This window comes from Paenibacillus sp. MER TA 81-3 (genome assembly GCF_023713585.1).
GTDB classification, from domain to species: Bacteria; Bacillota; Bacilli; order Paenibacillales; family Paenibacillaceae; genus Paenibacillus_B; species Paenibacillus_B profundus.
This window is the reverse complement of sequence record NZ_JAMAWB010000016.1, coordinates 109,770-134,272: the sequence shown is the minus strand read 5'-3', so window position 1 is coordinate 134,272 and position 24,503 is coordinate 109,770. Positions and strand designations below refer to the sequence as shown.

Genomic DNA, 24,503 nt, shown 5'->3' with positions numbered 1-24,503 from the left:
CTATCGGCGTTTTGGAGGATGGATATGACGATAAGAGAAAACGATGCCAACACCTTGCTGCGAGTAACTCAATTGAATGTTATATACGAAAATCGGCGCGGGATGGTGCATGCAGTTAAGGATGCCAGCTTTGAAATGGGAAGCGGTCGTGTACTGTGTATTGTGGGAGAAAGCGGCAGCGGAAAGAGTGCTATAGCGCTCTCCCTGCTAAAGTTGATCGACCCACCGGGCAAGATTACGAACGGTCAGGTTCTTCTGGATGGGGAAGACTTGCTCTCGCTGTCAGAACAACAGTTAACCCGTATCCGCGGCAAGCAGATGGGGATGATTTTTCAGAATCCATCGCGCAGCTTGAACCCCGTCATCAAGATTGGCGTTCAGTGTGCGGAGACTATCCGCAGTCATGTGAAACTATCAAGAGTGGAGGCGGATGAGCGTACATTGGACTGCTTGCGGGAAGTCGGTTTTGCCCGTCCACAGGAAACGATGAATCGATTCCCATACCAGTTGAGCGGTGGAATGCTGCAGCGTGTCATGATCGCCATGGCGCTGAGCTTAAAGCCAAGGCTGCTAATCGCCGATGAGCCAACGACCTCTCTTGATGTTACCGTTCAGGCACAAGTTATGTCCAGGCTGCTGCAATTGAAGAAACGTTGGAACACCTCTATTCTACTCATTACACATGATCTCAGTATAGCGGCTCAAATGGCTGATGAGGTGGCAGTTATACATGCGGGAATTATAGTCGAACATCGAAAAACATTGGATCTTTTTCAAGATCCGCATCATCCATACACAAAAAAATTACTGCGCAATGTTAGGGGAGAGAGTAATAAGGAGATGACATACGAATGGAATTGCTGCAAGTGAACGGATTGTTAAAACATTACGGGACACCCACTATAACGGAGTCGATAAATCTAGGCCTGAAGCAGAAGCGCCGACGCTCGTCACCTCCCGCTCTTGATGGCGTCTCGTTTACTATTGGCAAAGGTGAAGCATTCGGGCTCGTCGGAGAAAGTGGCAGCGGGAAGAGCACGCTAGCTAGATTGATTTGTCGGATGGACACGCCTACAGCTGGGCAACTGCTGTGGAATGGGGAAGACATCACGGAACTGCGAGGCAAACGGTTGAAAGGCTTCAGGCAGCATATTCAGATGATCTTTCAGGATCCGGTATCCAGTCTGAGCCCTTATCAAACGGTAGAGCAAGCCATTCGAGAGCCGCTCCGAAATTTTGGTCTAGGCTCTCGCTCCGAGCGCGATATCCTGGTTCAAGAGCTTATCAAGGATGTCGGCTTGGATCCAAAGCTAGCGTCACGCTATCCGAGCGAATTAAGCGGAGGCCAGAATCAGAGGGTCAATATAGCCAGGGCACTGGTCTGTAAGCCCTCGTTAGTTGTGTGCGACGAACCGCTGTCCAGTCTCGACGCCCCCATGCAGACACAAATTTTGACGCTACTGGCAAGACTGCGGGATCAGCGTGCTTTATCCTATCTGTTTATTTCCCACGATCTGCTCGCTGTCCAATCATTGTGCGACCGGATTGCTGTCATGTATAGAGGAGCCATTGTCGAAATATTCGACAGCTCCCAAATGTCCGTCATCGATCATCATCCGTATACGAAGCTGCTGCTTTCCTCCATACTTATTGCGAACCCTCTCAAACGCCATCAATGGAAAGAAACGGAGACAGAGAAGGACGACAAAGCAACATCTGCGGAGGGCGGTTGCAGTTTTTATAACCGTTGTCCATTCGGCACACCGTTGTGCAGGACGGTCAGACCGCAGTTAAAGCTGAGGGAACGGGGGCATTATGCCGCCTGCCACGAGCTTGACGACACGAGCGATTTATAATGAAAAAATTGATGTAAACGCATTGAAGTCCTACGGAGCTGTATATCATTAACATGTTGTGGACACGAAACGATATCAGGAGGGAGCTCGGTTTATTGGTTACTAGGAAGTTTGTAAGGTGAGGGGGGGGACAAGCAAAATAAGGATGAGTCCTGCATTGATGACATACTTGAAGCAGATTGACATCAGTGCAGTTCCTATTATCGGAAGAACGAGCAGAGAAAATTGCGGTTGGAGCGAAAACAGCCTGCCCTTTGAAGAAGGACAAGCTGTTTTTTGATTCCGATAGTTTTGCCAATCCGGAAACTCATTTACTCAAACTCAAGGCTCCCGCAGTGCTTCCATCATTCCTTCTTTTTTCTGTCTGTGATCTTGTCTATAATAAACATAAATGCACTGAACAAAAGGGACATAACCAACATGTCTAGTATAGTTACACCCGAGTCACTTTTTATGCCTAAGAACATTATAAGCTGTAAAATCAGAGATATCACAAAAAGTGATATGTATCTAATACTATTCATGCAACACCATTCCCTTCGAATCGTTCCTTTACTGTCCTATGCAGCGGACACTAAACCAGGCCAAACTTGCAGCAAGTCCTACAGCTCCACCTTTAATTGCATTTTTTCCAACGATTTTGATGATTTCAACAGCTAACTTACTCCACAGTTTCTTTTGAATCATTTCTGTCATTCCACCAGTTAAAAAGCCGATTCCTGTAAAGTCAATAATTTGGTCAGCAACACAAGATCCCCATGAAGCTGTGGAGAAATCTCCTTCTTCTGGATTAGGCACTCCATGTAACTCATCTGCTGTTAATTGATCACCATTAGCAAGCTTAACAAATGCCGAGATTGTTGCAACGTTCTCGAGTCCGAATTTCTGAGCTGCTTTTTGCTCATTAAATACATACTTACCATTTTTAACCACAGATGCCTGTTCAAAAATGAATTTCAGGTCAGATGCTACTTGGGCCGTTGATGTTTGTTCACTAATCGTTTGAGCAGAGGCAAACGGACTGAAAAGCGTTAGAGAAACAACTAGAGCGCATGTCAGAGATGCTACGAGAACCTTCCAATCTTTCCTTGCTAATAAGTTCATATTTATTCTTCCATTACCAAAATATATTAAACTCTCATAAATTACTCTATAACACCTTTGTGTATTGTGCAATAATAAAAGTAATAAATGTAGTTATTTAGTAATAAAGTACAGAATTATCTACGCATTATAACAGAAGTAAAGGCATAAAACTCCAGCTTGCTTTTCTGCAAAAAAAGGAGCAGGACATAAATAGCGCTTACAAATTTTTTCTTTACAGATGCGGGAGAAAGAAGTTTTAGTACAATTACTTATGACTACGAGTCTATAATAAAATATGATACAAGTTGAAATGGAGAAGGTGCCGAAGGAATGAATAAAAACAATGTGCGATTGGAAATGACAAGTGATGAGGAAGAGTTGGAGCAAGTAAGGAATCATTTATACTCGTATAATACGAAGAGTGTGGATGCGGATTTCGAGCCAATTAATTTGGTTCTGAAAGCACAAAACAATGAGATTGTCGGCGGTTTGCTAAGCTATAGATACGGACAAAGTATCTTTATCGAGATTTTATGTGTTGATGAAAGATTGCGCGGCAGCGGACTCGGAACGAATCTGCTGAAAAAAATAGAAGAGATAGCCGCACAACGTGCAGTAGACACGATACATTTGGATACGTTTGGTTTTCAAGCGCCGGGTTTCTATCTGAAAAACGGATATGAGCAGTTTGGGGAACTTAAAGATGTGCCCGTAAAAAACCAAAACAGATACTTTCTGAAAAAGCAAATGAATAAATGCAGATAAAGCGCCGGGGTAGGCAGTGAGCTTGTCTTCATTGTCTTCCCCTCATATATGACAAGAACAAAATGTTGAAAATAGCGCTTTCAAATTTCTTCTTTACAGATGCGAGGGAAAGAAGTAATATAAAAACAACAAAGTTGTATACAAGTATACTTGTAGTCTTTTAAGAGGAGTGAAGATAGCATGAAGTTAGGCATGATTGGTCTTGGCAAGATGGGATATAATCTGGTTGAAAATATGCTTCGTCATCAGCACGAGGTAGTCGTATATGATGTGAATACAGAGCCAAGGCAGCAATTGGCAGGGCAGGGGGCAGTACCTGCGGGTTCTATCGAGGATCTGGTTTCGAACTTGGCATCCCCTAAAGTAGTCTGGATGATGGTGCCTGCAGGCGAGATCGTGGATGGTGTAATCGACACGCTCATTCCGCTCCTGTCGCAAGGGGATATCGTTATTGACGGGGGCAATTCTCATTATAAACAATCGTTGGCGCGGGGCGAGAAGCTGCACGCACATGGGATTCATTTCTTCGATGTCGGGACATCGGGCGGAACCGAGGGCGCGGCACAGGGCGGCTGCTTTATGATTGGCGGGAATCAGGAAGCTTTTGCATCGATTGAGCCTTTGTTCCGAGATATCGCCGTTAAACAAGGATATTTGTACGCCGGTAAGAGCGGCAGCGGTCATTTTCTGAAAATGATTCACAATGGCATTGAGTATGGCATGATGCAGTCGATCGCTGAAGGGTTTGAACTGCTGGACAAGAGCGATTTTGATTATAACTATGAAGATGTGGCGCGTGTATGGTCGAATGGTTCCGTTATTCGCAGCTGGTTAATGGAGCTGACACAAAATGCATTCTCGAAAGATCCGAAGCTAGAAGGGATTTGCGGTGTCATGCAGAGCTCCGGCGAAGGGAAATGGACCGTGGAGACGGCCTTGGATTTGCAAGCGAGTGCACCGGTCATCGCGATGTCTTTGTTCATGAGATATCGTTCACTTGAAGCCGATACGTTCCATGGCAAGATCGTCGCTGCGCTGCGGAATGAATTTGGCGGTCATGGGGTAGTTAAGAACAACTGAGGGCGCAACAACTCCTCATCCTGATGGAATCGTCAAGAGAATGTGATAGAATGAGTCTAACTGTCACCTTAACGGGCGAACTACCATTCATTAGGAGAGTTGAACCTTTATGCATTATCCATCCGCATGGCTGCAGGGAATTTCCCTTGGGGAATCGATTGCTTGTAAATTACGATTGCAAATTATAAATGGAACGATCAAACCGGGTGAGGTCATCTCTGAAAATCGAGTGGCCGCCGACTTCGGCACGAGCAGATCTCCGGTGAGGGAAGCGTTGAAAACGCTATCGAACGAAGGTCTGATCCGGTTAGAACGGATGGGAGCGGTAGTCTTGGGTTTGAGCTCAAAGGATATCGAGGAATTGTATGATGTCCGCTTTCTCATCGAAAGCTTTGTTCAGCAGCGTCTGGCCCATGGCAACCAAGAAAAGTTAATTGTAAAATGCAATCAAATTATCGATAAAATGGAATTAGCAGTCAAATATAACGATGTTGTCGATTTCGCCTATCAGGATTTTTCCTTTCATGAAGCGATTGTGGCAGCGGCGGAACATAAAAGAATTTTTCATCTATGGACAAGCATCCGCCACATCGTCATGACGGTCATGTTGATTACAACCGAAGAGGTATTTTCCAAGGGAGAGCAGAAGCTCAGCTCTGTCATTAATAAGCATCGTACGATTGTGAAAGGGCTGGAATCCAAGAACGCCGACACGATACAGAACGTAGTTCGGGAATATTTTTCGGATTCGCGCCAGACACTGCATACGAGCTTGCCTCAATTTTAAGGAAAACGAGAGGAGCATTTTCTTTTCGCTTAAAGTTGTCGACAAGTATACAATATGTGGAATGGAAATACTAAGGGGAATTATAGAAGAGTCAGAATCGTAGGGAGGATTTATATATGAGCAGTATTTTTGGTCTCAGTCACAATGTAACGTTGCTCATTTGGACATTGATTGCAATTGTATTTCTGGTTGTGTTTATTGCTAAATATAAATGGAATCCTTTTGTCACACTGCTCCTTTCAGCTTTGATGCTGGGATTGCTTGCAGGGATGAAGCCGCTTGATGTGGTGAGCTCGATTACAGGCGGTCTAGGCGGTACACTTGGGACAATCGCGATCGTCATCGCTCTCGGAACGATGCTTGGCAAGATGATGGCAGAATCCGGAGGCGCGGAGCAAATCGCTTCTACCTTGGTAGATAAGTTCGGAGAGAAGCGAGTTCATTGGGCGATGATGATCGTTGGCTTTATCGTAGGGATTCCGGTGTTCTTCGAAGTGGGTCTTATCCTCTTGATTCCAATCGTGTTCACTGTGGCACGTAAAACAAAAATGCCGCTCTTGCAAATTGGGATTCCTATTTTAGCTGGACTTTCGACGGTGCATGGACTTGTCCCGCCGCATCCGGCACCGATGATTGCGATTGATGCCTATCAGGCGGATCTCGGGAAAACGATTCTGTATTCTCTTTTGATTGGCTTGCCAACCGCAATTATTGCCGGTCCTGTATTCGGCAAGTTCATTGGTAAGCGCATTCAGGTGGAACCACCGGCCAAATTGGCTGAACAATTTGCGCTGCAGAGCGATCGTAAGCTTCCGGGCTTTGGCATCACCTTGTTTACGATTTTGCTGCCGGTCATCTTAATGCTAGTTGGTTCGGTGGCAGATATCGCGGATCCAGAAGCAACTAGCAGCATCACTGTATTTTGCGAATTTATCGGGCACGAAATTATAGCGCTGTTGATTGCGGTTGTATTCTCGTTCTTCTCACTCGGTTTTGCGAGAGGATTTACGAAAGAAGAAGTATCCCGCTTTACAAGTGAGTGCTTAGCGCCCACTGCCACGATTATTCTCATCATTGGCGGGGGCGGAGCCTTCAAGCAAGTGTTGATTAATAGCGGTGTAGGGGGAGCGATTGCCGAAATTGCGACACAAGCCAATGTGAATATTATTTTGTTCGCCTGGTTTGTAGCTGCATTGATTCGGGTCGCCACTGGATCTGCAACCGTGGCCATGACGACAGCCGCAGGAATTGTGGCACCTGTCCTTGCGATGAATCCTGGTGCGAATATAGAGCTTGTCGTGTTAGCGACAGGTGCAGGCTCGATTGTGCTGTCCCATGTCAATGATGCTGGCTTCTGGATGGTGAAGGAGTTCTTCAATATGTCCGTGCCTCAGACATTGAAATCATGGACGGTGATGGAGACGCTGCTATCAGTTGTAGGATTGATTTTTATACTTCTCCTCAGTACAGCAGTGTAAGTGAATCAGGATTATGGCAAGCAGGATTTCGAGAAAGAAGGTTTACCAATGAGCATGAAAAAGTACATGATCGGTATCGATATCGGAACAACGAGCACCAAGGCTGTTCTGTTCGAAGAGAACGGACAGGTCGTAGCCAAGGGGAGCGAGGGGTATCCTTTATATACGCCTAATTCGACGATTGCGGAGCAGGATCCGGAGCATATCTTCCAAGCGGTCATCCAATCGGTCAAGCAAGTGATGGCGCACAGCGAAGTTCGGCGTGAGGACATCCTGTTCGTCGCCTTCAGTTCGGCGATGCATAGTGTCATTGCTATTAATGCCGCAGGCAAGCCGCTTACGCCATGCATGACGTGGGCGGATAACCGCAGCAGCGAACATGCCGCGCGGTTGAAGCGGGACATGAACGGGCATGAGCTATACCTGCGGACAGGGACGCCGATTCATCCGATGTCCCCGATTACGAAATTGATGTGGATGCGCGATGAGGAGCCTGAGATTTTTCAAAAGACTAATAAATTCATCTCGGTTAAAGAGTATGTGTTCGCCAAGCTCTTCAACGAGTACGTGGTGGATTACTCGATCGCTTCAGCGACCGGCATGTTGAATTTAAGGGATCTGGATTGGGATGAAGAGGCGCTGCGAATTGCCGGGATTACCCGTAATCAGCTGTCTAAGCTCGTCCCGACGACGCATCAGGTACAGGGGTTGGATGCGTCATATGCAGAAGAGATGGGCTTGGCGGTGTCCACGCCGTTCATAGTGGGAGCGAGTGACGGCGTCCTCTCCAATTTGGGAGTGAATGCGATCGAACCCGGCGTGGTCGCGGCTACCATTGGCACGAGCGGAGCGGTTCGCACGGTCGTGGATCGTCCGGTCACGGACCCGAAAGGAAGAATTTTTTGTTACGCCTTGACCGATAAGCATTGGGTGATCGGTGGTCCCGTCAACAACGGGGGCATGCTGTTCCGTTGGGTGCGGGATGAGTTCGCGGCCGCGGAAGTGGAAACAGCCAAGCGTCTTGGGGTGGACTCCTATGATTTGTTGACGAAAATTGCAGAGCAGGTAAGACCGGGCGCAGATGGATTGCTCTTTCACCCGTATTTGACCGGCGAACGCGCGCCGCTGTGGAATGCGGATGCGCGCGGTTCCTTCTCCGGACTGACGATGCACCATCGGAAAGAGCATATGATTCGCGCCGTGCTGGAAGGAGTCATTTTTAACCTGTACACGGTGCTGTTGGCAATGGAAGAGCAGATCGGACGGCCGCGCAAAATTCACGCCACAGGCGGCTTCGCCCGCTCGGCATTATGGCGCCAAATGATGGCGGATATTTTCGACCAGGAAGTCGTTGTACCTGAAAGCTACGAAAGCTCCTGTCTGGGCGCTGTCGTGCTCGGCCTATACGCGATTGGCCGCAGTGATTCGCTGCATATCGTGTCCGATATGGTGGGGGCGATTCACGAGCATAAGCCGATCAAGGAAAACGCAGAATTGTACCACGAGCTTCTGCCCATCTATATTTCGATCTCGCGCAAGCTGGAAGAGGAGTATGAGGCGATCGCGCAATTCCAACGGAAGCTGTTTGAAGAGTAACCTATATTTGAGGGAAGACCCTGAATGACGAATTTGTCGTGATTCAGGGTCTTATTTCTTTCTTCATCCTTTCGAGTTGTTAAGATAGTTGTTGAAAGAGGAGAATTCCACAATTTCACGAATACATAAAATGACATATGTTGTTCGAGCCGATCGAGTGCTGCATATCCAAATTGTTTATAGGGAGAGTTAGGTATGGAATTTCATGAACTGCAAGGTGAACGCATCAAGCTGATTCCGCTCGAATTCGATCATATCCCGAATTTGTATGAATACTCTAAGCATCCTGAAATATGGACGCACTATCCGGCGAAAATTCGGACCTTGGAAGACAGTTGAACGCCGGTCACGCCACCTGACCGCGAGCTAATGTATTGGGGGGGAATATGATCATAAATAGAGAGCAAATCACTTCAATTCTACATCATCTTCATACAAAGGAGTTTCTGTTTGCAGACGAATTCCGCATTCAAGCATACATCGACCCGGCGAGCGAAGTTTCATCTTATTTTATATCGTTGAACAGGGGATATGTTAACACCATTATAGAAGGCTTTATATTACTTCTAGAAAGACTTGAGTATATAGAAGAAGAGTGGGAATGGGATAAGACTCTTGTGGAACATAACAGAATCAATGTCCTTTATAAGGCAGTATATTATGTGATGAAAAACGGACTTTTCGAAGAAATAAGCGGAACAACCGCTGTAAAAAAGATGAATGAAATGAATGCAGATATTGAGCTCGAGCATGAAATTGCTAATGATTCCAACAATGTTGTTATTTTTGATGACTGGAATTTGTTTCAACTATTAGGGCATACCGAGGAAATTGTTTATCTTTATATATGGTACACGACGGCCTGAAACCGCCCTAGACCCACCGGACTCCTCCATTTCTCTAACGAAATGGGGGAGTTCTTTATCATTATGCGTAATGGAATAGCTCCGCGAAGTTTAATATTGTTAAATATAAAATTGAGGAAGGTAAGGAGCGCTCGAACATGATCAATAAAAATATGGTGTCAATAATTAGTGTCAATAATTATTGAATATTATAATTATATGAAAATTATTGTATTTGATAGATTCTTTGATATACTATTAACAATTCAATAACTCTGCTTCTTAAGTATCTGCATTTGGCAATAGCCAAAACTAGGTAGGAGGAATAAGAGTGTATCGAAATTTGCTGGAAGTGTTGGAAAAAATGGCGCATCAGCACCCGGATAGAAAAGCGTTTGTTTATTTAAAAGACGGGGAAGTGGAGAGCGACAGCTGCACATATCGCGAATTGTGCCGCCAATCCCAAAAACTTGCCGCCTATTTTCAGCTTCTGAATTTGGAAGGCGAGAGAATCATGATTCTGCTGCCCAGCGGGATTGATTACATCATTGCTTTTTTCGGATGCATGTATGCAAAATCACTTCCGGTGCCGGTCTACCCTCCTAGTAAATCACGAAATGCGGAGCGGATCGCATCGATCTATAACGATGCCAAGCCAGCTCTGGTAATTGTGCAATCCCTCCAAGATTCCGAAAAACTTCCTGAGATGATGCGCAACGTCCACTCGATCAAGCTTGAAGAGATATTACAGAGCGACTATGAATATATGCCGCAGGTCGACACGATTCTCTCTGATCAAATTGCTTTTCTCCAATATACGTCCGGATCGACCAGTGCCCCCAAAGGGGTAATGGTGAGTCACCTCAACTTACTTCACAATTTCGAGATGATGAAACAACGGTTTCAACACTCGGATCACACCGTTATGGCAACTTGGCTGCCAATCTATCATGATATGGGTCTTATTGGAGTTGTTTTGCAAAATATATACAATGGCGGATGCTGTTATATTATGTCGCCTTTGGATTTTGTGCAAAAACCTATCCGTTGGCTGCGGACGATCAGCAAATATGGAGTCACTTTCAGTGGCGGCCCGGACTTCGCTTATCGGCTGTGCGTCCAAAAAATATCGGATGAAGATAAAAGCGATTTAAATTTGAGCCATTGGGTGAACGCCTTTAATGGGGCTGAACCAGTGCGAGCGGACACAATCCGGGAGTTTTGCAATGCTTTTCGGGAATGCGGTTTTCGTGAAGAGGCTATGCTGCCCAGCTACGGCTTGGCTGAAGGAACACTGTGCGTAACGGTTGGGGGAAGAGAAGCTGCTCCCAAGTTTTTGCATATTGATGAAAAGGGTCTACAAAGCAACGATATTGTCATTGAGGATTGTTCCCCCAATACATCGCGTGCACAAGTCGGCTGCGGGCAAATTTTGTCGTATCAGCAAATTATAATCGTAGACCCGCTCACAATGATCGAATGTGCGGCAGGGAAAGCGGGCGAGATTTGGATTAAAGGCGATAGTGTCGCCAAAGGGTATTGGGGGGCTCCAGAAGGCAGTAAAGAAACGTTTGCCGCTTGCCTGTCAGATACGGGAGAAGGCCCTTTTTTGCGGACAGGCGATCTTGGCTTTATCTGCGATGGAGAGTTGTACATTACCGGGCGGTTGAAAGATTTGATCATTATTCGCGGGCAAAATTATTACCCACATGATATCGAGGAAATTGCCGCAAGTTGTCATTCGGAAATCAATGTCGCCAGTACGGCTGCTTTCTCAATTGACGTACAAGGCAATGAGGAACTTGTCGTGCTGTGCGAAATGAATAGGGAATTCAAACAAATCGTTCAACGGCAACAGCTCGACATGGAAATGTGTCTGAAAGAGATAACCCGTCATATTAAAGCAGAAATTATCGAAAAATTCCAGCTTCATACCTACGATATCAAAATTGTTAAACCTCTAAATATTCCGAAAACATCCAGCAACAAGATTCAACGCCGCAAATGCAAAGACATGTATCTGAACGGAAGTTTAATCGTGTGGGGTGATTGAATGAGCGGGGAACAGAGCAGCCGTTACAACGACATTTGCAGTTGGTTCGTACAGAAAATCAGCGCTGTGAAGCAGCTTTCGCCAAGTGAAATAGAAGCGTCGGTTCCGTTTTCATATTACGGACTCGATTCCAAGGAATTGGTGTCTTTGTCTGGAGAATTGGAGAGCTTTGTCAGTCATGCTGTCGATCCGACCTTGTTCTGGGACTATCCATCCATTCATTCCGTGGCCCAATATTATTCTTCCCGCGGTGAAGACAGACGTGGCTATACCCGGTCTGGAGGTTCTGTGCAGGAGCATGCGGATGGTGTTGCGGTAATCGGAATGGGATGCCGGTTCCCAAAAGCAAAAAACATCACCGAATATTGGAGCAATTTGCACAGCGGATTGGACTGCATTTCGGAAATACCAGCAGAGCGCTCGGTCCATTTTGCACAGGACGGAATGCGATACGCCGGTCTTGTGGACGACATCGATCGGTTTGACAATGAGGCTTTTTACATATCTCCGCGCGAAGCGGAGCAGATGGACCCCCAGCAGCGGATGCTGTTGGAAGTGGTATGGGAAGCGATTGAGGATGCGGGACTGACGAACGAACGTTTAAGCGGCTCGAGGACAGGGGTTTTTGCGGGAATTTCCAGCAACGATTACGGCTACAGCAAGCTATCGGATTTCGGGCAGAGCAGTATTTACAGAGTAACGGGTAATTCCAAATGCATTGCTGCCAACAGAATTTCTTACATATGGAACTTGCGCGGTCCCAGCCTGGCTGTGGATACAGCGTGTTCTTCTTCGCTGGTCGCCATTCATCTGGCTTGCCAAGGCCTGAGAACAGGTGAATCCGACATGGCCATCGCCAGCGGAGTGAATGTGATATTAAACCCTGGAATAAGCAAGGCTTTCTTAGAGGCAGGTATGCTCTCGGCAGACGGCAGATGCAAAACATTTGATTCCCAGGCGGACGGTTACGTTCGTGGGGAAGGAGCCGGTGCCGTCATATTGAAGCCGCTGTCCGACGCTCTTCGTGACCAAGATAAGATATACGCCGTTATACGGGGCAGCGCTATCAATCAGGATGGTTTGAGCAATGGATTGACCGCTCCCAATTTACAGGCTCAGGAAGAGGTGCTGAAGGAGGCTTACCGCATTGCCGGTGTTCAAGCGGAACATATAGACTACATCGAGGCGCACGGGACGGGCACCGCTTTGGGAGATCCGATTGAAGTCCAAGCAATAGGGCGGGTGCTGTCAACCAATCGTTCCATGCTGGATAAGTGTTATATCGGTTCCGTAAAGACCAATCTTGGACATTTGGAGGCAGCGGCTGGAATTGCTGGATTTATAAAAACAGTGCTTTGCTTGAAAAACAGGGAGTGGGTGCCTAATTTGCATTTTCAGCAAATCAACCCTTATATCCCGTTCCAAGATCTGCCGCTTCAAGTGGTGAGGCAATCAACGACACGGCCGGCAGGCGGCAGACCCGCTTTGGCCGGAGTAAGCTCCTTTGGCTTCGGAGGAACGAATGCCCATGTCGTGCTTCAACAATATGTCCCTGTAGGGACGGTTCCACAGAAGAGGGAAGACCCGAAGCTGTATTTCTTGCCTCTGTCAGCCAACACCGAGAGTGCTTTGGCCCGATTGGCAGCCGACACGAAGCAATATTTGCATGAACATCCCGATATGCCGCTGACCGATATTTGCTATACAGCTCAACGAAGAAGGACGCATCGTGCATGGCGCGGGGCCGCTATCGGCAGTAATCGTACGGAGCTCATCGGGGAGTTGGAACGACTCGACGCACGCTGCGGAACCATCGATGTGTCCAAAATGGTGTTCGTCTTCTCGGGTCAAGGCAACCAATGGCCAGGCATGGGGCGATATTTCCTTGAACATGAAGGCGAGTTTAAACGCGTGTTTTTAGAATGCGATGCGATATGGGACAACTATGCGGGATGGTCTCTCTGGGACGAGATTCACCGTGACCAAGTTGATGCCTGGTCCGAACGTACCGATGCGGCGCAGCCGCTGGTCTTCGCCGTTCAGGTATCCCTCGCAGCCTTGTGGAAAAGCTGGGGGGTTGAGCCGAAGGCCGTGATCGGACACAGCTTGGGTGAGATTGCCGCGCATTATACGGCAGGCGTGCTCAGCTTGGAAGACGCGCTGCTGATTGTATATTGGCGCAGTAAGCTTATGCAGACGACCCAAGGACAGGGAGCCATGGCACTCGTCCGTATTCCGCTTGCTGATATTGAACAGCGGCTGGCGGACAACAGCTATTCGAGCTTATGTATAGCTGCCGTTAACGGACCAACGTCTATCGCGCTCTCCGGAGACAAATATGAAGTGGAACGCTTTATTCGGGATCTGCCCGATACAGTCAAAACCTACCCGCTTTCAAGCTCGTTCGCTTTTCACAGCAGACAAATGGAGCCTTTATGCGATCGGTTCCATTCCGAAGTCAAATCAATTCGACATCGGCTGGCACATCTGCGTATTTATTCGACGGTGACAGGCCAGGTAGAGAACGGTCTGCGAATTCATGCGGATCATTGGTTGGACAATATGCGTAAGCCTGTTTTGTTTGTGGATGCGCTGGTCAAGGCGAAGCAGGACGGGTACGAAGCATTTGTGGAGGTTGGACCGCATCCAGTGCTAATTCAAAATGTAGAGGAATGCTTTGAGGATTGCAGGACGAAGCTCGCGCTGTTCTCCATGCGCAAGGGTGACGGCGGGGAGTCCATGCTGCAGGCCGCTGTCAAGCTGTATCAGCACGGTGTGGAGTTGAAATGGGGGAACATGGGACCTGCAGGTGAATGCGTCTCCATTCCCACCTATCCCTGGGAGAAAAAAAGATTCTGGATCGACGATTCGGATGCGCCTCTTCAGGGGACGATTGCAGCGCCTCCCGTTACGGAAGATAGCCTGGCCGGCCACCATACCGCACTGTCCGTACAGTCAATCATACAGGTTGCTCACGAGCGCGAACAGGCTCTGCCGCTGTTGGAACAGCATTTACAGACCCTCTTTGCAAGCATATTGAAGATAACTCCGGCTGCGGACTTATCCATGGACCAACCCTTGGTCATGCTTGGCATGGATTCCATTATGGCCCTGCAGCTTAAGCACAAAATCGAGCAGGAGTTCCAAGTATCTCTGCCGCTCGTTCATTTTCTGGAAGGAACAACAACGCGGCAGGCTGCGCTAAAAATGAGTGAGATTTTGCAGGATACCCGATGTCAGGATGCTGGGGAACATTCGCAAATAGACGATTTACTAGCATCGGATGATATGGATCGCGATGTGAGCGAGCTGTCCGACGAAGACATGGATCGATTATTGCTGCTTTTAACGCAAAAAGGATCTGAATGATTACGACTTCAGGAAGTCAATGACAGGAGAATGAAGATGAAGAATGATTCGATTGTCGTCGCTGGCTTATCCCGCGCGGAAAAAGAAAAGCTGATTCAACAGCTGCTGCAGCAGCGCTCGGAGAAGCGAGATACTATGGTGTCGTATGGGCAAAAAGCGCTTTGGTTGCTGCAGCATGTCAATCCAGACAATTGTGCCTACCACATTCAAGCGGCATGGGATATTTTATCACCGGTAGATGAGCGCAAGCTGCAAGCAACGTTTCAGAGCCTGTCCGATACATATAGTTCACTTCGCACCACATTTATGATGGAAAACGGAGACATTAAGCGGATTGTCAAGCCGGATTGCGAAGTCGACTTTCGGGTGCACCGTCTGGACGAATGGGGACCAGAGGCGGAAGCCATGTTCGCCAGACATCTGAAGATGCCATTCTCATTAAATGAAGGACCGCTGTTCCGTGTCAACTTGTACTGCGCTCCCAAGCGTCCACCCCGCCTTCTTCTGTCTCTGCATCATATTATTACAGACGCATGGTCCATCGTTATTCTTCTGCGTGATTTCATGGACCGTTACCAGCAGGAAATCTCGGAGGGACACCCATATATCGAAGAGAGAAGCTATAGTGCGTTTGTGGAATGGCAGGACCGTTATTTGAAAAGCGCTCGTGCAGAGCATGACTGGTTATATTGGAAAAAAACGTTGGCGGGCCCGCTGCCTGTCTGTTCGCTTATTGCGGACAACCCCGGGGCGATGATAGAAGGCAATCGGGGAAGCAGCTGCACCTTCAGATTCAGCGAATCCTTGTCGCAGGAAATCATTCAATTAAGCAGAAAGCTCGGCATTACGTTAAATTCGTTGCTGCTGGCCTCTTTCGCCGCACTCCTGTATCGGTACACGGAGCAGGAAGATCTCGTGATCGGCACGTTCGCTTCCGGCAGGAGCGAAGCCGGGTTGGAACACATATTCGGCTATTTAGTGAATACCGTTGCCATACGTCTCGAGTGCTCAGGGGATCTCTCATTTCAGCAATTATCGGATGAGGTCAAACGGAAGGTGCTCGAATCCATGGAGCACCAGGACTATCCATTTCCTCTGGTTGTTGAACGATTGCAGCCAGAGCGCGACGCAAGGGTTTCACCTATTTTCCAGGTTGCCTTTGTCATGGAGCGAGCACAGAGCTCGGAGGGGCGTCGATCCCCGCTGTTCATCAGCAACGATCAAGATCGGGTAGAGCTGGGATCCATGATTCTGCAGCCTGTTCCGCTTGAGACGGCGGATACGCAGTTCGAGCTCGTTCTTATGATGGAAGAGACGGAAACATTCATCCACGGTTCTTTTATGTACAGGTCCAAGCTGTTTAGCGACAGCTTTATGGCAACGATGGCTCGGCTATTTACGGATTTGTTGGAGCACATCGTACGGAATCCGCAGGAACGGATTGGAAATTTGAGGTTCTATCAAAACCCATATGGACAGAAGGGACAGCACGTGCTGCCAACGGCGGCAGAACCGCATATTTGTCTGCATCATCTGCTTGAATATCAAGGAGAGTACCGGCCGGAAGCGGCCGCCATTACTTTTCTGCACGAAACGGTAAGCTATCGTCAATTGGATCAACGAGCCAACCAAATTGCTCGGTTGTTAGCCCGAAGAGGCGTGAAAAAAGGAGATTTTGCAGGGGTCTGCTTGGAGCGTTCTCCTGATATGATTGCAGCGGTGTTCGCCGTGTTAAAGCTGGGTGCGGTCTTCATTCCCATTGATCCCGCCTATCCGCCACAGCGCAAAGCGTATATGGTGGAGCTGGTCAACATGGCGGCGATTATCAGCGCCTCGACAGTGGATCCCCATTCGTTCGGGGATGGAGTCGAACTCGTGTTGCTGGACCTGAACGAAGAAGAAATCGCTTGTCAAAGCGTGCAGCCTGTAAAGGAAAACATCGGCATTCACGATCTGGCTTATGTCATTTTCACTTCAGGCTCCACAGGCAAACCGAAGGCTGTGCTTGTCGAACACCGTGGCATCTGGAACATGGCCGAGGCGCAGAGAAGATACTTTGACTTAAATGACACAAGTAAAATACTTCAATTCGCTTCGTTCAGCTTCGATGCGTGGATTTTCGAAATCGTCATGGCTTTCCGCAGTGGGGGGACGCTGTGTATGGCTGCTGCAGAAACGCTGCTGCCCGGCAAGCCGATGGTGCGATGGATGAAGGAACAACGGATCTCACATGCGGTGCTCCCGCCGTCTGTCCTTTCCCTTATACCGGATGTGAACCTGCCGGATTTGCAAGTCGTCATCTCAGCCGGTGAAGCGTGCACTAGAGAGATCGTGGCACGATGGGCTCCCGGCCGCCGATTTTTCAACGCTTATGGACCTTCTGAAGCTACCGTCTGGGTTAGCGTAAAGGAATGCTTCGCTCAGGAGTCTGTCATTGATCTGGGGGAAGCGATTCCCAATGTAGAGATACACGTGTTCAACGAGTACTTGCAGCATCCTCTCCCAGGCGCCATAGGAGAACTCCATGTCGGGGGTGTGGGCCTAGCCCGGGGGTACTACAATAATGCGGAAATGACGGAAGCGAAATTCATTGCTTATTCAGACGCGGAACAGCCTCAGGCAAAGCGTTTGTACAAAACAGGGGATTTGGTCAGATGCCTGCCTGACGGGAGCCTGCAGTTTATAGGCAGAAAAGACGATCAGGTCAAGATCAGGGGGGTCCGGATTCACCTGGGTGAAATCGAGCATCATTTGTCGGAGCACGCGGGAATCGCGGGCAATGCCGTCCTTGTCACGGGGGTCTTGCCCGAGCATGCGGCGCTTGCCGCTTTTATTGTCCTGCAACCACACGTTTTGTGGGATGAAACGGGTGTAAGGAGCTTTTTGAAAGAACGGATGCCGGGCCATTACATCCCTTCCAGATTTATTGTCATCGGCGACATGCCTTTGACGCCCAATGGAAAAGTGGACCGCAAAGCATTGCAGGCTTCTCTGGAACACCATGCGCACGATGCTGTGGAAGAGAGAAGCTATAGCAACAATTTTGTCGAAGAAATATTGATGGAAATGTGGAAACGTCTGTTGGCCAAAAAACAGGTGCGGGTTGACGATCAATTTTTCGAAGCCGGCGGGCACTCATTACTGGCGACCCAGCTCATATCCAACATTCACGACGTGTTTTCGATTGAATTGCCGATTCACACCGTTTTTGCCAAGCCGGTGCTGCGTGAGATGGCGCATGAGATCCGACTGTTGCAGGAGGATGCGGGAACCGGCGCGGCCCAGCAAGAAATCGTCCCCTTGAATCGCACTGGTGACTATCGTGTTCCTTTAACGAGCGCGCAGCAGAGAATGTGGTTCCTGCAAAAGCTTGACGAAGCCCAGACCGCTTATTTGATTCCGGGCGTCTTGTCTCTGGAAGGACCTTTGGATATGGACGCGCTGCAGCTGTCTTTACAGGAAATTATTCGCAGACACGATTCCCTTCGGGCCACTATTCATTTGGAGAACGGTAGTCCCGTTGCTGCCATCAGAGCTGATGTGACGTTCCAGCTAGAGGTTAAGGATTGCACGGAGGAAGACGCATGGCAATGGATGCATGCGGAATGCTGCCGCCCGATTTATTTTTCGAACGACTTATACCGAATTACGCTGCTGCATACCGGTGACAACCGCCATTACTTGGTGATGGTTCTGCATCACATCATGACGGACGGCTGGTCCATGGGCATCATCATGAACGAACTGCGGCAGTTATACGCAGGCCAGGTTGAGAAGAAGCGTGTGGAGCTGCCATATCCGCCACTGGCGTATTCCGATTACGCACTTTGGGAACAAAGCTGGTTGGACAGCGATTCGTACCAGCAGCAGCTTCGATATTGGACAGGGATGCTGCGTAAACCAATCCCGCCGTTAACTCTGCCGTCCGATTATCCAAGATCACCAGTGCAAAGCTATCGCGGCAAGCGTATTTGCTTGCAGCTCCCGCAGGCGTTGAGCGAACCGTTAATGGCACTGGGACAGCGGCACAACTGTACGCTGTTTATGACGTTAATCGCCATTTTCAATCTGCTGTTATATCGCTTGAGCGGAGCGTCCGATATTGCGGTCGGCGTGCCAATTGCGGGTCGAAATCAGCAGAATCTGGACAAAGTCGTGGGGCTGTTTGTCAATACGCTGCTCCTGCGTACCGATCTATCCGGCGAGCCCGACTTTACCCGCTTGCTGATGCAGATTCGTGAAACGGCCATAGGCGCGTACGCGCATCAGGACATGCCCTTTGAGAAGCTTGTGGAAACGTTGCGGCCAGACCGCGATCTCAGCCGTTCATCCATGTTCCAGGTCATGTTCAACATGCTCAATATCCCGCCGGTTACGGCAGAGTTCAGCGGATTGACAGCGCAGATCGTAGACATGGACGAGCATGATTCCAAATGCGATATAACTCTATATGCGCAGGAGAATGCGGATGGCATTCATTTGGAAATGGTGTATGCAGCCGATCTGTTCCGGGAGGAAAGGGCCGCGGAAATGCTGGCTCAATTCCAATGCCTATGCCATCAAGTCGTAGAAAATCCGGAACGGTCCATCGAGCAATATTCACTCCTAACAGAGAATTCCAATGCGCTTCTGCCTGATCCGGCCCTGCGGTTAAAACATGCAGACGACCATCTATTAAAACCGATTCATGTCTTGTTTGCGAACATGGCGGAACGATGTCCGGAAGCCGCCGCCGTTATTGACCGGGACGAAGCCGTATATACGTACCGCGATCTGGATCGATTAAGCGATGAACTGGCTTCGAACTTGATTCAGCATACGCATGAAAAACGCGGGGTTATTGCCGTATGCGGGGAACGAAGCGTCTCCTTGATCGTCGCCTTGCTCGCCGTGCTTAAGAGCGGGTCCGTATTTATTGTATTGGATCCGGCGCATCCATCCGGGCGTTTGGCAGAGATGATCAAGGTTTCTTCGGCGAATGGTATTGTATTCCTCGACACCGGGAACGCGCAGCCAACCAGCCTATACGATGATTTAACGAATCTGGTTTCTTTTACTATGCATTACGATGGCACTGCCGGTTGTACGAATACGGATGATTCATCTTCAGAGAAGCTGGCACAGATCGGCATCTCCCTGCACGACACGGCTTATATTTTGTTCACTTCGGGCACGACGGCCGTTCCGAAAGGAATTCCATGCACTCATGAACCGCTCTCGAATTTTATTCGCTGGTATGTGAATGAATTCCGGCTTGATTCGCAGGACCGATTCAGCATGTTTTCCGGTCTGGGCCACGATCCATTATTAAGGGATATTTTCGTTCCTTTGTCCATCGGAGCCGCGGTCTGTATTCCAGATGGAAGCAAGCTGGTCATTCCCAGCTATATTAACCAATGGATGGCACGCCACAAGATTACCGTCTCGCATTTAACGCCGGCGATGGGCATGGTCATAGCAGGATGGAGCGGGCATGAACGGAACGGACGTGTGCTCGGCGATTGGCGGTACGCCTTGTTTGGCGGGGATGTGTTGGTGCCATCCCACATTGAAAATATGCGTGCTATCGCACCGCGAATCCGCTGTTTTAATTGTTACGGAGCGACGGAAACGCCGCAAATTATGGGGATATATGCCATACCAGAGCCTCTGGGGCCATTTATACCGATTGGGAAAGGAAGAGAAGGAGCACAGCTTCTCGTAATGGACTCCGAGCTTAGGCAGAAGGGGATTGGGGAAACAGGAGAAATATGCATCCGCTCGCCTTATTTGGCTTCTGGCTATCTTACAGCAGCGGACGCGGACGGCAATCCATCCTCTTTTGCGCAAAATCCTTATACCTCTGCAGAAGACGATTATATATACAGAACGAGTGACCTAGGCAGGTATATGCCGGACGGCAACGTTGAATTCATCGCCAGACAAGGAGATCTCGTCAAGGTTCGCGGATATCGGATTCAACTGCGTGAAATTCAGCAGGTCATATTGCAGCATCCATCTGTAACCGATTGCTTCATGCTGTGCCAAGTCCATCAGGACAACCGGATTATCGCGTATGTCGTGCCGGCCCAACAACCGTTTCATCCTTCCGGTCTGCAGATGCACCTGAGAGAAAAGTTGCCGGATTACATGCTGCCTGCGGTATATATGGAATTGGCACAGATTCCGCTGACCCGCAACGGGAAAATAGATGTTGAAAGGTTGCCGGAACCGGATGCGTTCAACTACAGAGAGGAGCAGCAAGCAACTGCCATGCCGGAAACGGCGCTGCAGCAGAAGCTTGCGGAGGTGTGGCAACACCATTTGAATGTAAAAGAAGTAGGGATTCACGATAACTTTTTCGAAGCAGGCGGTCATTCACTATTGTTAATTCGCGTCCAACAGCATCTTGAAGAAGCTTTACAGCGTCAAATCCATGTTGTCGATTTGTTTAAGTATCCGACGATTTACTTGTTGGCCCGTTATTTGGAGGGAAGCGGCGAAGCGGAGGAGGAGCGTCATACAACCGCACACAGGAAAAGCAAGCAGCGGGCGGCACAGCAGGCACAAAAATCACGGCGAAAGGGTGAGCGAAAGTGACGGTGAGCGAAACGGAGAACACGATTGCCATTATCGGGATGAGCGGGAGGTTTCCCGGGGCCGGCCATGTGGGGCAGTTTTGGGACAACCTGAAGCACGGCCAAGAATCAATCACTTTTTTCACTGACGATATGCTGCGGGAGGCTGGCGTAAGGGAGGATAAGCTTCACGCTCCGAATTATGTGAAAGCTGCCCCTGTATTAACCGATATCGGCAAGTTTGATTACCCTTTTTTTGGAATGAGCAAGCGGGAGGCAGACATGCTGGATCCGCAGCACCGCCTGCTGTTGATGTGTGCATGGGAAGCGCTTGAGGATGCGGGATACGTAGCTGATGCATATGAAGGACTGATCAGCTTGTTTGCCGGATGCGGGTTTAATAATTATTTAGTGAATGAAATTTTATCACGCAAGGACGATTTTTCTGAGGAAGAGCTGCAAATGGTGCTGCAGACCAACAGCAACGATTATTTAAGCACGAGAATCTCTTACAAGCTGAATTTACGCGGGACAAGCGTCACTCTTCAGACCGCTTGCTCCACTTCGCTGGTTGCCGTTCACTATGCCTGTCAAAGCTTGCTGATGTACCAGTCGGATCTGGCCTTGGCAGGCGGCGCCTCGCTGCGTATTCCGGCAGTGGAAGGCTATATGTACCAAGAAGGGGGGATTTTCTCCCCTGACGGGCACTGCAGAGCGTTCGACGCAGAAGCTAAAGGGACGATATTCGGCAGCGGAGCGGGAATCGTGGCGCTGAAGCGTCTGGAGGACGCCCTAGAACATCGCGATCATATCTATGCCCTGATAAAAGGCAGCGCCGCTAACAATGACGGTTCGTCCAAGGTGGGTTATACCGCCCCAAGCGTCGAAGGGCAGCGGCGCGTCGTATCGGAAGCGATGATGATGGCGGAAGCAGACCCGCGGACGATCGGTTACATCGAGGCGCACGGAACAGGGACGGTATTGGGCGATCCCATCGAGATTGCGGCACTGCAGGAAGCATTCGGAGATACCGGCGCCAAGCAATACTGCGCGATTGGCTCCGTCAAGACGAATATCGGCCATCTGAACGCGGCCTCGGGCATTGCGGGGCTGATCAAGTCGGTGTTGATGCTGTATAACAAGCAGATACCCCCGAGCCTGCATTATCATAGGCCCAATCCGGCCATCGATTTTAAGGAGAGTCCTTTTTATGTCAACACAGCTTTGACGGACTGGGCCGCTGCGGCTCACCCTCGCCGCGCCGGGGTAAGCTCATTCGGGATCGGCGGCACAAATGCGCATCTCATCTTGGAGGAGGCGCCAACATCGCCGAAGGCGGAATCCCGGATGGAGCAGGTGCTCCTGTTGTCTGCGCGCACGGATACGGCGCTCGATTCGATGGCCGCGGCTTTGCACCGGCACCTGCAGTTGCATCCGGAATTGGCAATGGAGGATGTCGCGTATACGCTTCAAGTCGGCAGACAAGCATTTCCGTACCGCTATGCTGCGTTATCCGGTGTTGACGGCGGACTGAAATTAATTGGAAAGAACAAAACGGATAAAGGCAAGGCGAAGATTATATTTATGTTCCCTGGTCAAGGAAGCCAGTACATCAACATGGCAGCCGGGTTATATGAACACATCTCCTTGTTCCGCCGCTGGGCGGACAAGTGCTTTGCCGAACTGAATAAACATCTTGGCACGGACTTGGCGCCTATTTTGTTTGGATCGTCGGAAGACGGCGGAGCCAATGCAGCGTTGCTGGAGCAGACCGCCATCGCTCAGCCGCTTCTCTTTGTTGTAGAATATGCGCTTGCCCGCTGCTTAATGGACTGGGGTCTGGAACCGCATGCGATGATCGGCCACAGCCTCGGCGAATATGTCGCCGCATGCATCGCAGGCGTTATATCGCTGGAGGATGCTTTGGCAATTATCGTGAAGAGAGGAGAGCTCATGCAGCAGAGCCCCGGTGGAGCCATGTTGGCTGTCTCGGCCCCTTTCGGAGAGATCGGGGGCTTCGCGGATGAAGGCATTCATCTGTCTGCCGTTAACAATCCCGGTTCCTGTACGGTCGCCGGTGACGGCGAAGCGATTCTCCGATTGGCGGCGCGATTGGAGACGGCTGGAATCGGGCATAAGCTTCTGCCTGTATCGCATGCGTATCACAGTCCGCTAATGGCACCCGTCTTGGAGCCGTTCGAGCAGGTGATGCAGAAGTACAAGCTGCATGCTCCCCACATTCCTTACATATCCAATATTACTGGAGATTACATGACAGAAGCGCAAGTGAAGAACACTCGTTATTGGAGCGATCATATCAGAGAGACCGTCAACTTCAGCGCAGGGATCGAAACATTGCGGCAGAGCGGAAATCTGATGTGGCTGGAGGTGGGTCCCGGAAAAGCGTTGACCCAGCTTGTTCACCAGCATGGCATCGAATCGCTCAAGGGAAATGTGCTCAACATGATGAGGCACAGCAAAGAAGACGAGTCCGATGTTTCCGCCTTGTTGAAGGGCTTGTCTGCATGCTGGTTATCCGGGGCGGATATCCAATGGGAGAAGCTTCATCCTGCGCTGCCAGGACGTGTATCGCTGCCAACGTATCCGTTTGAGGGAAGACAGTGCTGGATAGACGGCAAGCAGGACAGCGAATGGGTTGAAGAACAAGGGCTTGCCACTGCGGCAGGCGATTCGGAAGTTGTGCGGTCATCAGCGGACAGGGCGCATCTGTCGACAGCATATGTTCCACCTGCTGATGGCTTGCAGGGAAATCTGGTGGACATATGGGAGCAGGTTCTAGGGATTCGACCGATCGGCATCAAGGATGACTTTTTCGAATTGGGAGGCCATTCTTTGCTGGCGACACAACTCATTTCCAGGCTGCGGAATCTGATCCCGGAAATTGAAATTCAGTTCGACAGGATTTTCAATTACCCGACCATTGAGGGGATTGCGGAGCAAATAGAGATGCAAATGATTGAGCATTTGGAAAGCAACTTCCATTAACAAAATTCGGCGGAACGGTGGGTAT

The 24,503-nt window shown here is 49.3% G+C and carries 14 protein-coding genes; 13 read left to right on the top strand and 1 reads right to left on the bottom strand.

Going from position 1 to position 24,503, the window contains the following annotated elements; all coding sequences use genetic code 11:
* Positions 1-24: 24 nt before the first annotated feature.
* Positions 25-870: an ABC transporter ATP-binding protein gene (locus tag M3650_RS21740; protein WP_251577716.1), complete on the top strand. Its 846-nt coding sequence runs from the start codon at positions 25-27 to the stop codon at positions 868-870.
* Complete coding sequence (locus M3650_RS21735; RefSeq protein WP_251577714.1) at positions 852-1,856, top strand: oligopeptide/dipeptide ABC transporter ATP-binding protein; 1,005 nt, start codon at positions 852-854, stop codon at positions 1,854-1,856. Before M3650_RS21740 ends, M3650_RS21735 begins: the two co-directional genes overlap by 19 nt.
* A 552-nt stretch (positions 1,857-2,408) precedes the next feature.
* Here M3650_RS21735 and M3650_RS21730 read toward each other — a convergent pair.
* Positions 2,409-2,960 carry a hypothetical protein gene (locus tag M3650_RS21730; protein ID WP_251577712.1) on the bottom strand — a complete coding sequence of 184 codons (552 nt, stop codon included), beginning with the start codon at positions 2,958-2,960 and terminating at the stop codon, positions 2,409-2,411.
* A gap of 312 nt (positions 2,961-3,272) precedes the next feature.
* Here M3650_RS21730 and M3650_RS21725 point away from each other — a divergent pair, with 312 nt between their 5' ends.
* The 11 genes from M3650_RS21725 to M3650_RS32335 all read left to right on the top strand — a co-directional run bounded on the left by M3650_RS21725 (position 3,273) and on the right by M3650_RS32335 (position 24,478).
* Positions 3,273-3,707: a GNAT family N-acetyltransferase gene (locus M3650_RS21725; RefSeq protein ID WP_251577710.1), complete on the top strand. Its 435-nt coding sequence runs from the start codon at positions 3,273-3,275 to the stop codon at positions 3,705-3,707.
* Positions 3,708-3,887: 180 nt separating this feature from the next.
* Positions 3,888-4,787, top strand: a complete 900-nt coding sequence (gene gnd / locus M3650_RS21720; protein WP_251577708.1) for a phosphogluconate dehydrogenase (NAD(+)-dependent, decarboxylating) — start codon at positions 3,888-3,890, stop codon at positions 4,785-4,787.
* Between the two features lie 109 nt (positions 4,788-4,896).
* The gene (locus tag M3650_RS21715) at positions 4,897-5,574 is read left to right on the top strand and encodes a GntR family transcriptional regulator (RefSeq protein ID WP_251577706.1); all 678 of its coding nucleotides are present in this window, start codon (positions 4,897-4,899) and stop codon (positions 5,572-5,574) included.
* A gap of 116 nt (positions 5,575-5,690) precedes the next feature.
* Entirely contained in the window at positions 5,691-7,052 is a 1,362-nt protein-coding gene (locus M3650_RS21710) for a GntT/GntP/DsdX family permease (RefSeq protein ID WP_251577704.1), read from the top strand.
* A 48-nt stretch (positions 7,053-7,100) separates the two neighbouring features.
* Positions 7,101-8,648: a gluconokinase gene (gene gntK / locus M3650_RS21705; protein WP_251577702.1), complete on the top strand. Its 1,548-nt coding sequence runs from the start codon at positions 7,101-7,103 to the stop codon at positions 8,646-8,648.
* Positions 8,649-8,843: 195 nt separating this feature from the next.
* On the top strand, positions 8,844-8,987 hold the full coding sequence (locus M3650_RS21700; protein ID WP_251577700.1) for a GNAT family N-acetyltransferase: 144 nt from the start codon (positions 8,844-8,846) through the stop codon (positions 8,985-8,987).
* A 47-nt stretch (positions 8,988-9,034) separates the two neighbouring features.
* The gene (locus M3650_RS21695; protein WP_251577698.1) at positions 9,035-9,514 is read left to right on the top strand and encodes a hypothetical protein; all 480 of its coding nucleotides are present in this window, start codon (positions 9,035-9,037) and stop codon (positions 9,512-9,514) included.
* Positions 9,515-9,824: 310 nt separating this feature from the next.
* Complete coding sequence (locus M3650_RS21690; RefSeq protein WP_251577697.1) at positions 9,825-11,546, top strand: fatty acyl-AMP ligase; 1,722 nt, start codon at positions 9,825-9,827, stop codon at positions 11,544-11,546.
* Entirely contained in the window at positions 11,547-14,915 is a 3,369-nt protein-coding gene (locus tag M3650_RS21685; protein ID WP_251577696.1) for a type I polyketide synthase, read from the top strand.
* Between the two features lie 30 nt (positions 14,916-14,945).
* Positions 14,946-21,494: a non-ribosomal peptide synthetase gene (locus tag M3650_RS21680; protein ID WP_251577695.1), complete on the top strand. Its 6,549-nt coding sequence runs from the start codon at positions 14,946-14,948 to the stop codon at positions 21,492-21,494.
* Complete coding sequence (locus tag M3650_RS32335; protein ID WP_483311776.1) at positions 21,491-24,478, top strand: type I polyketide synthase; 2,988 nt, start codon at positions 21,491-21,493, stop codon at positions 24,476-24,478. Before M3650_RS21680 ends, M3650_RS32335 begins: the two co-directional genes overlap by 4 nt.
* The last annotated feature ends 25 nt before the right edge of the window (positions 24,479-24,503 follow it).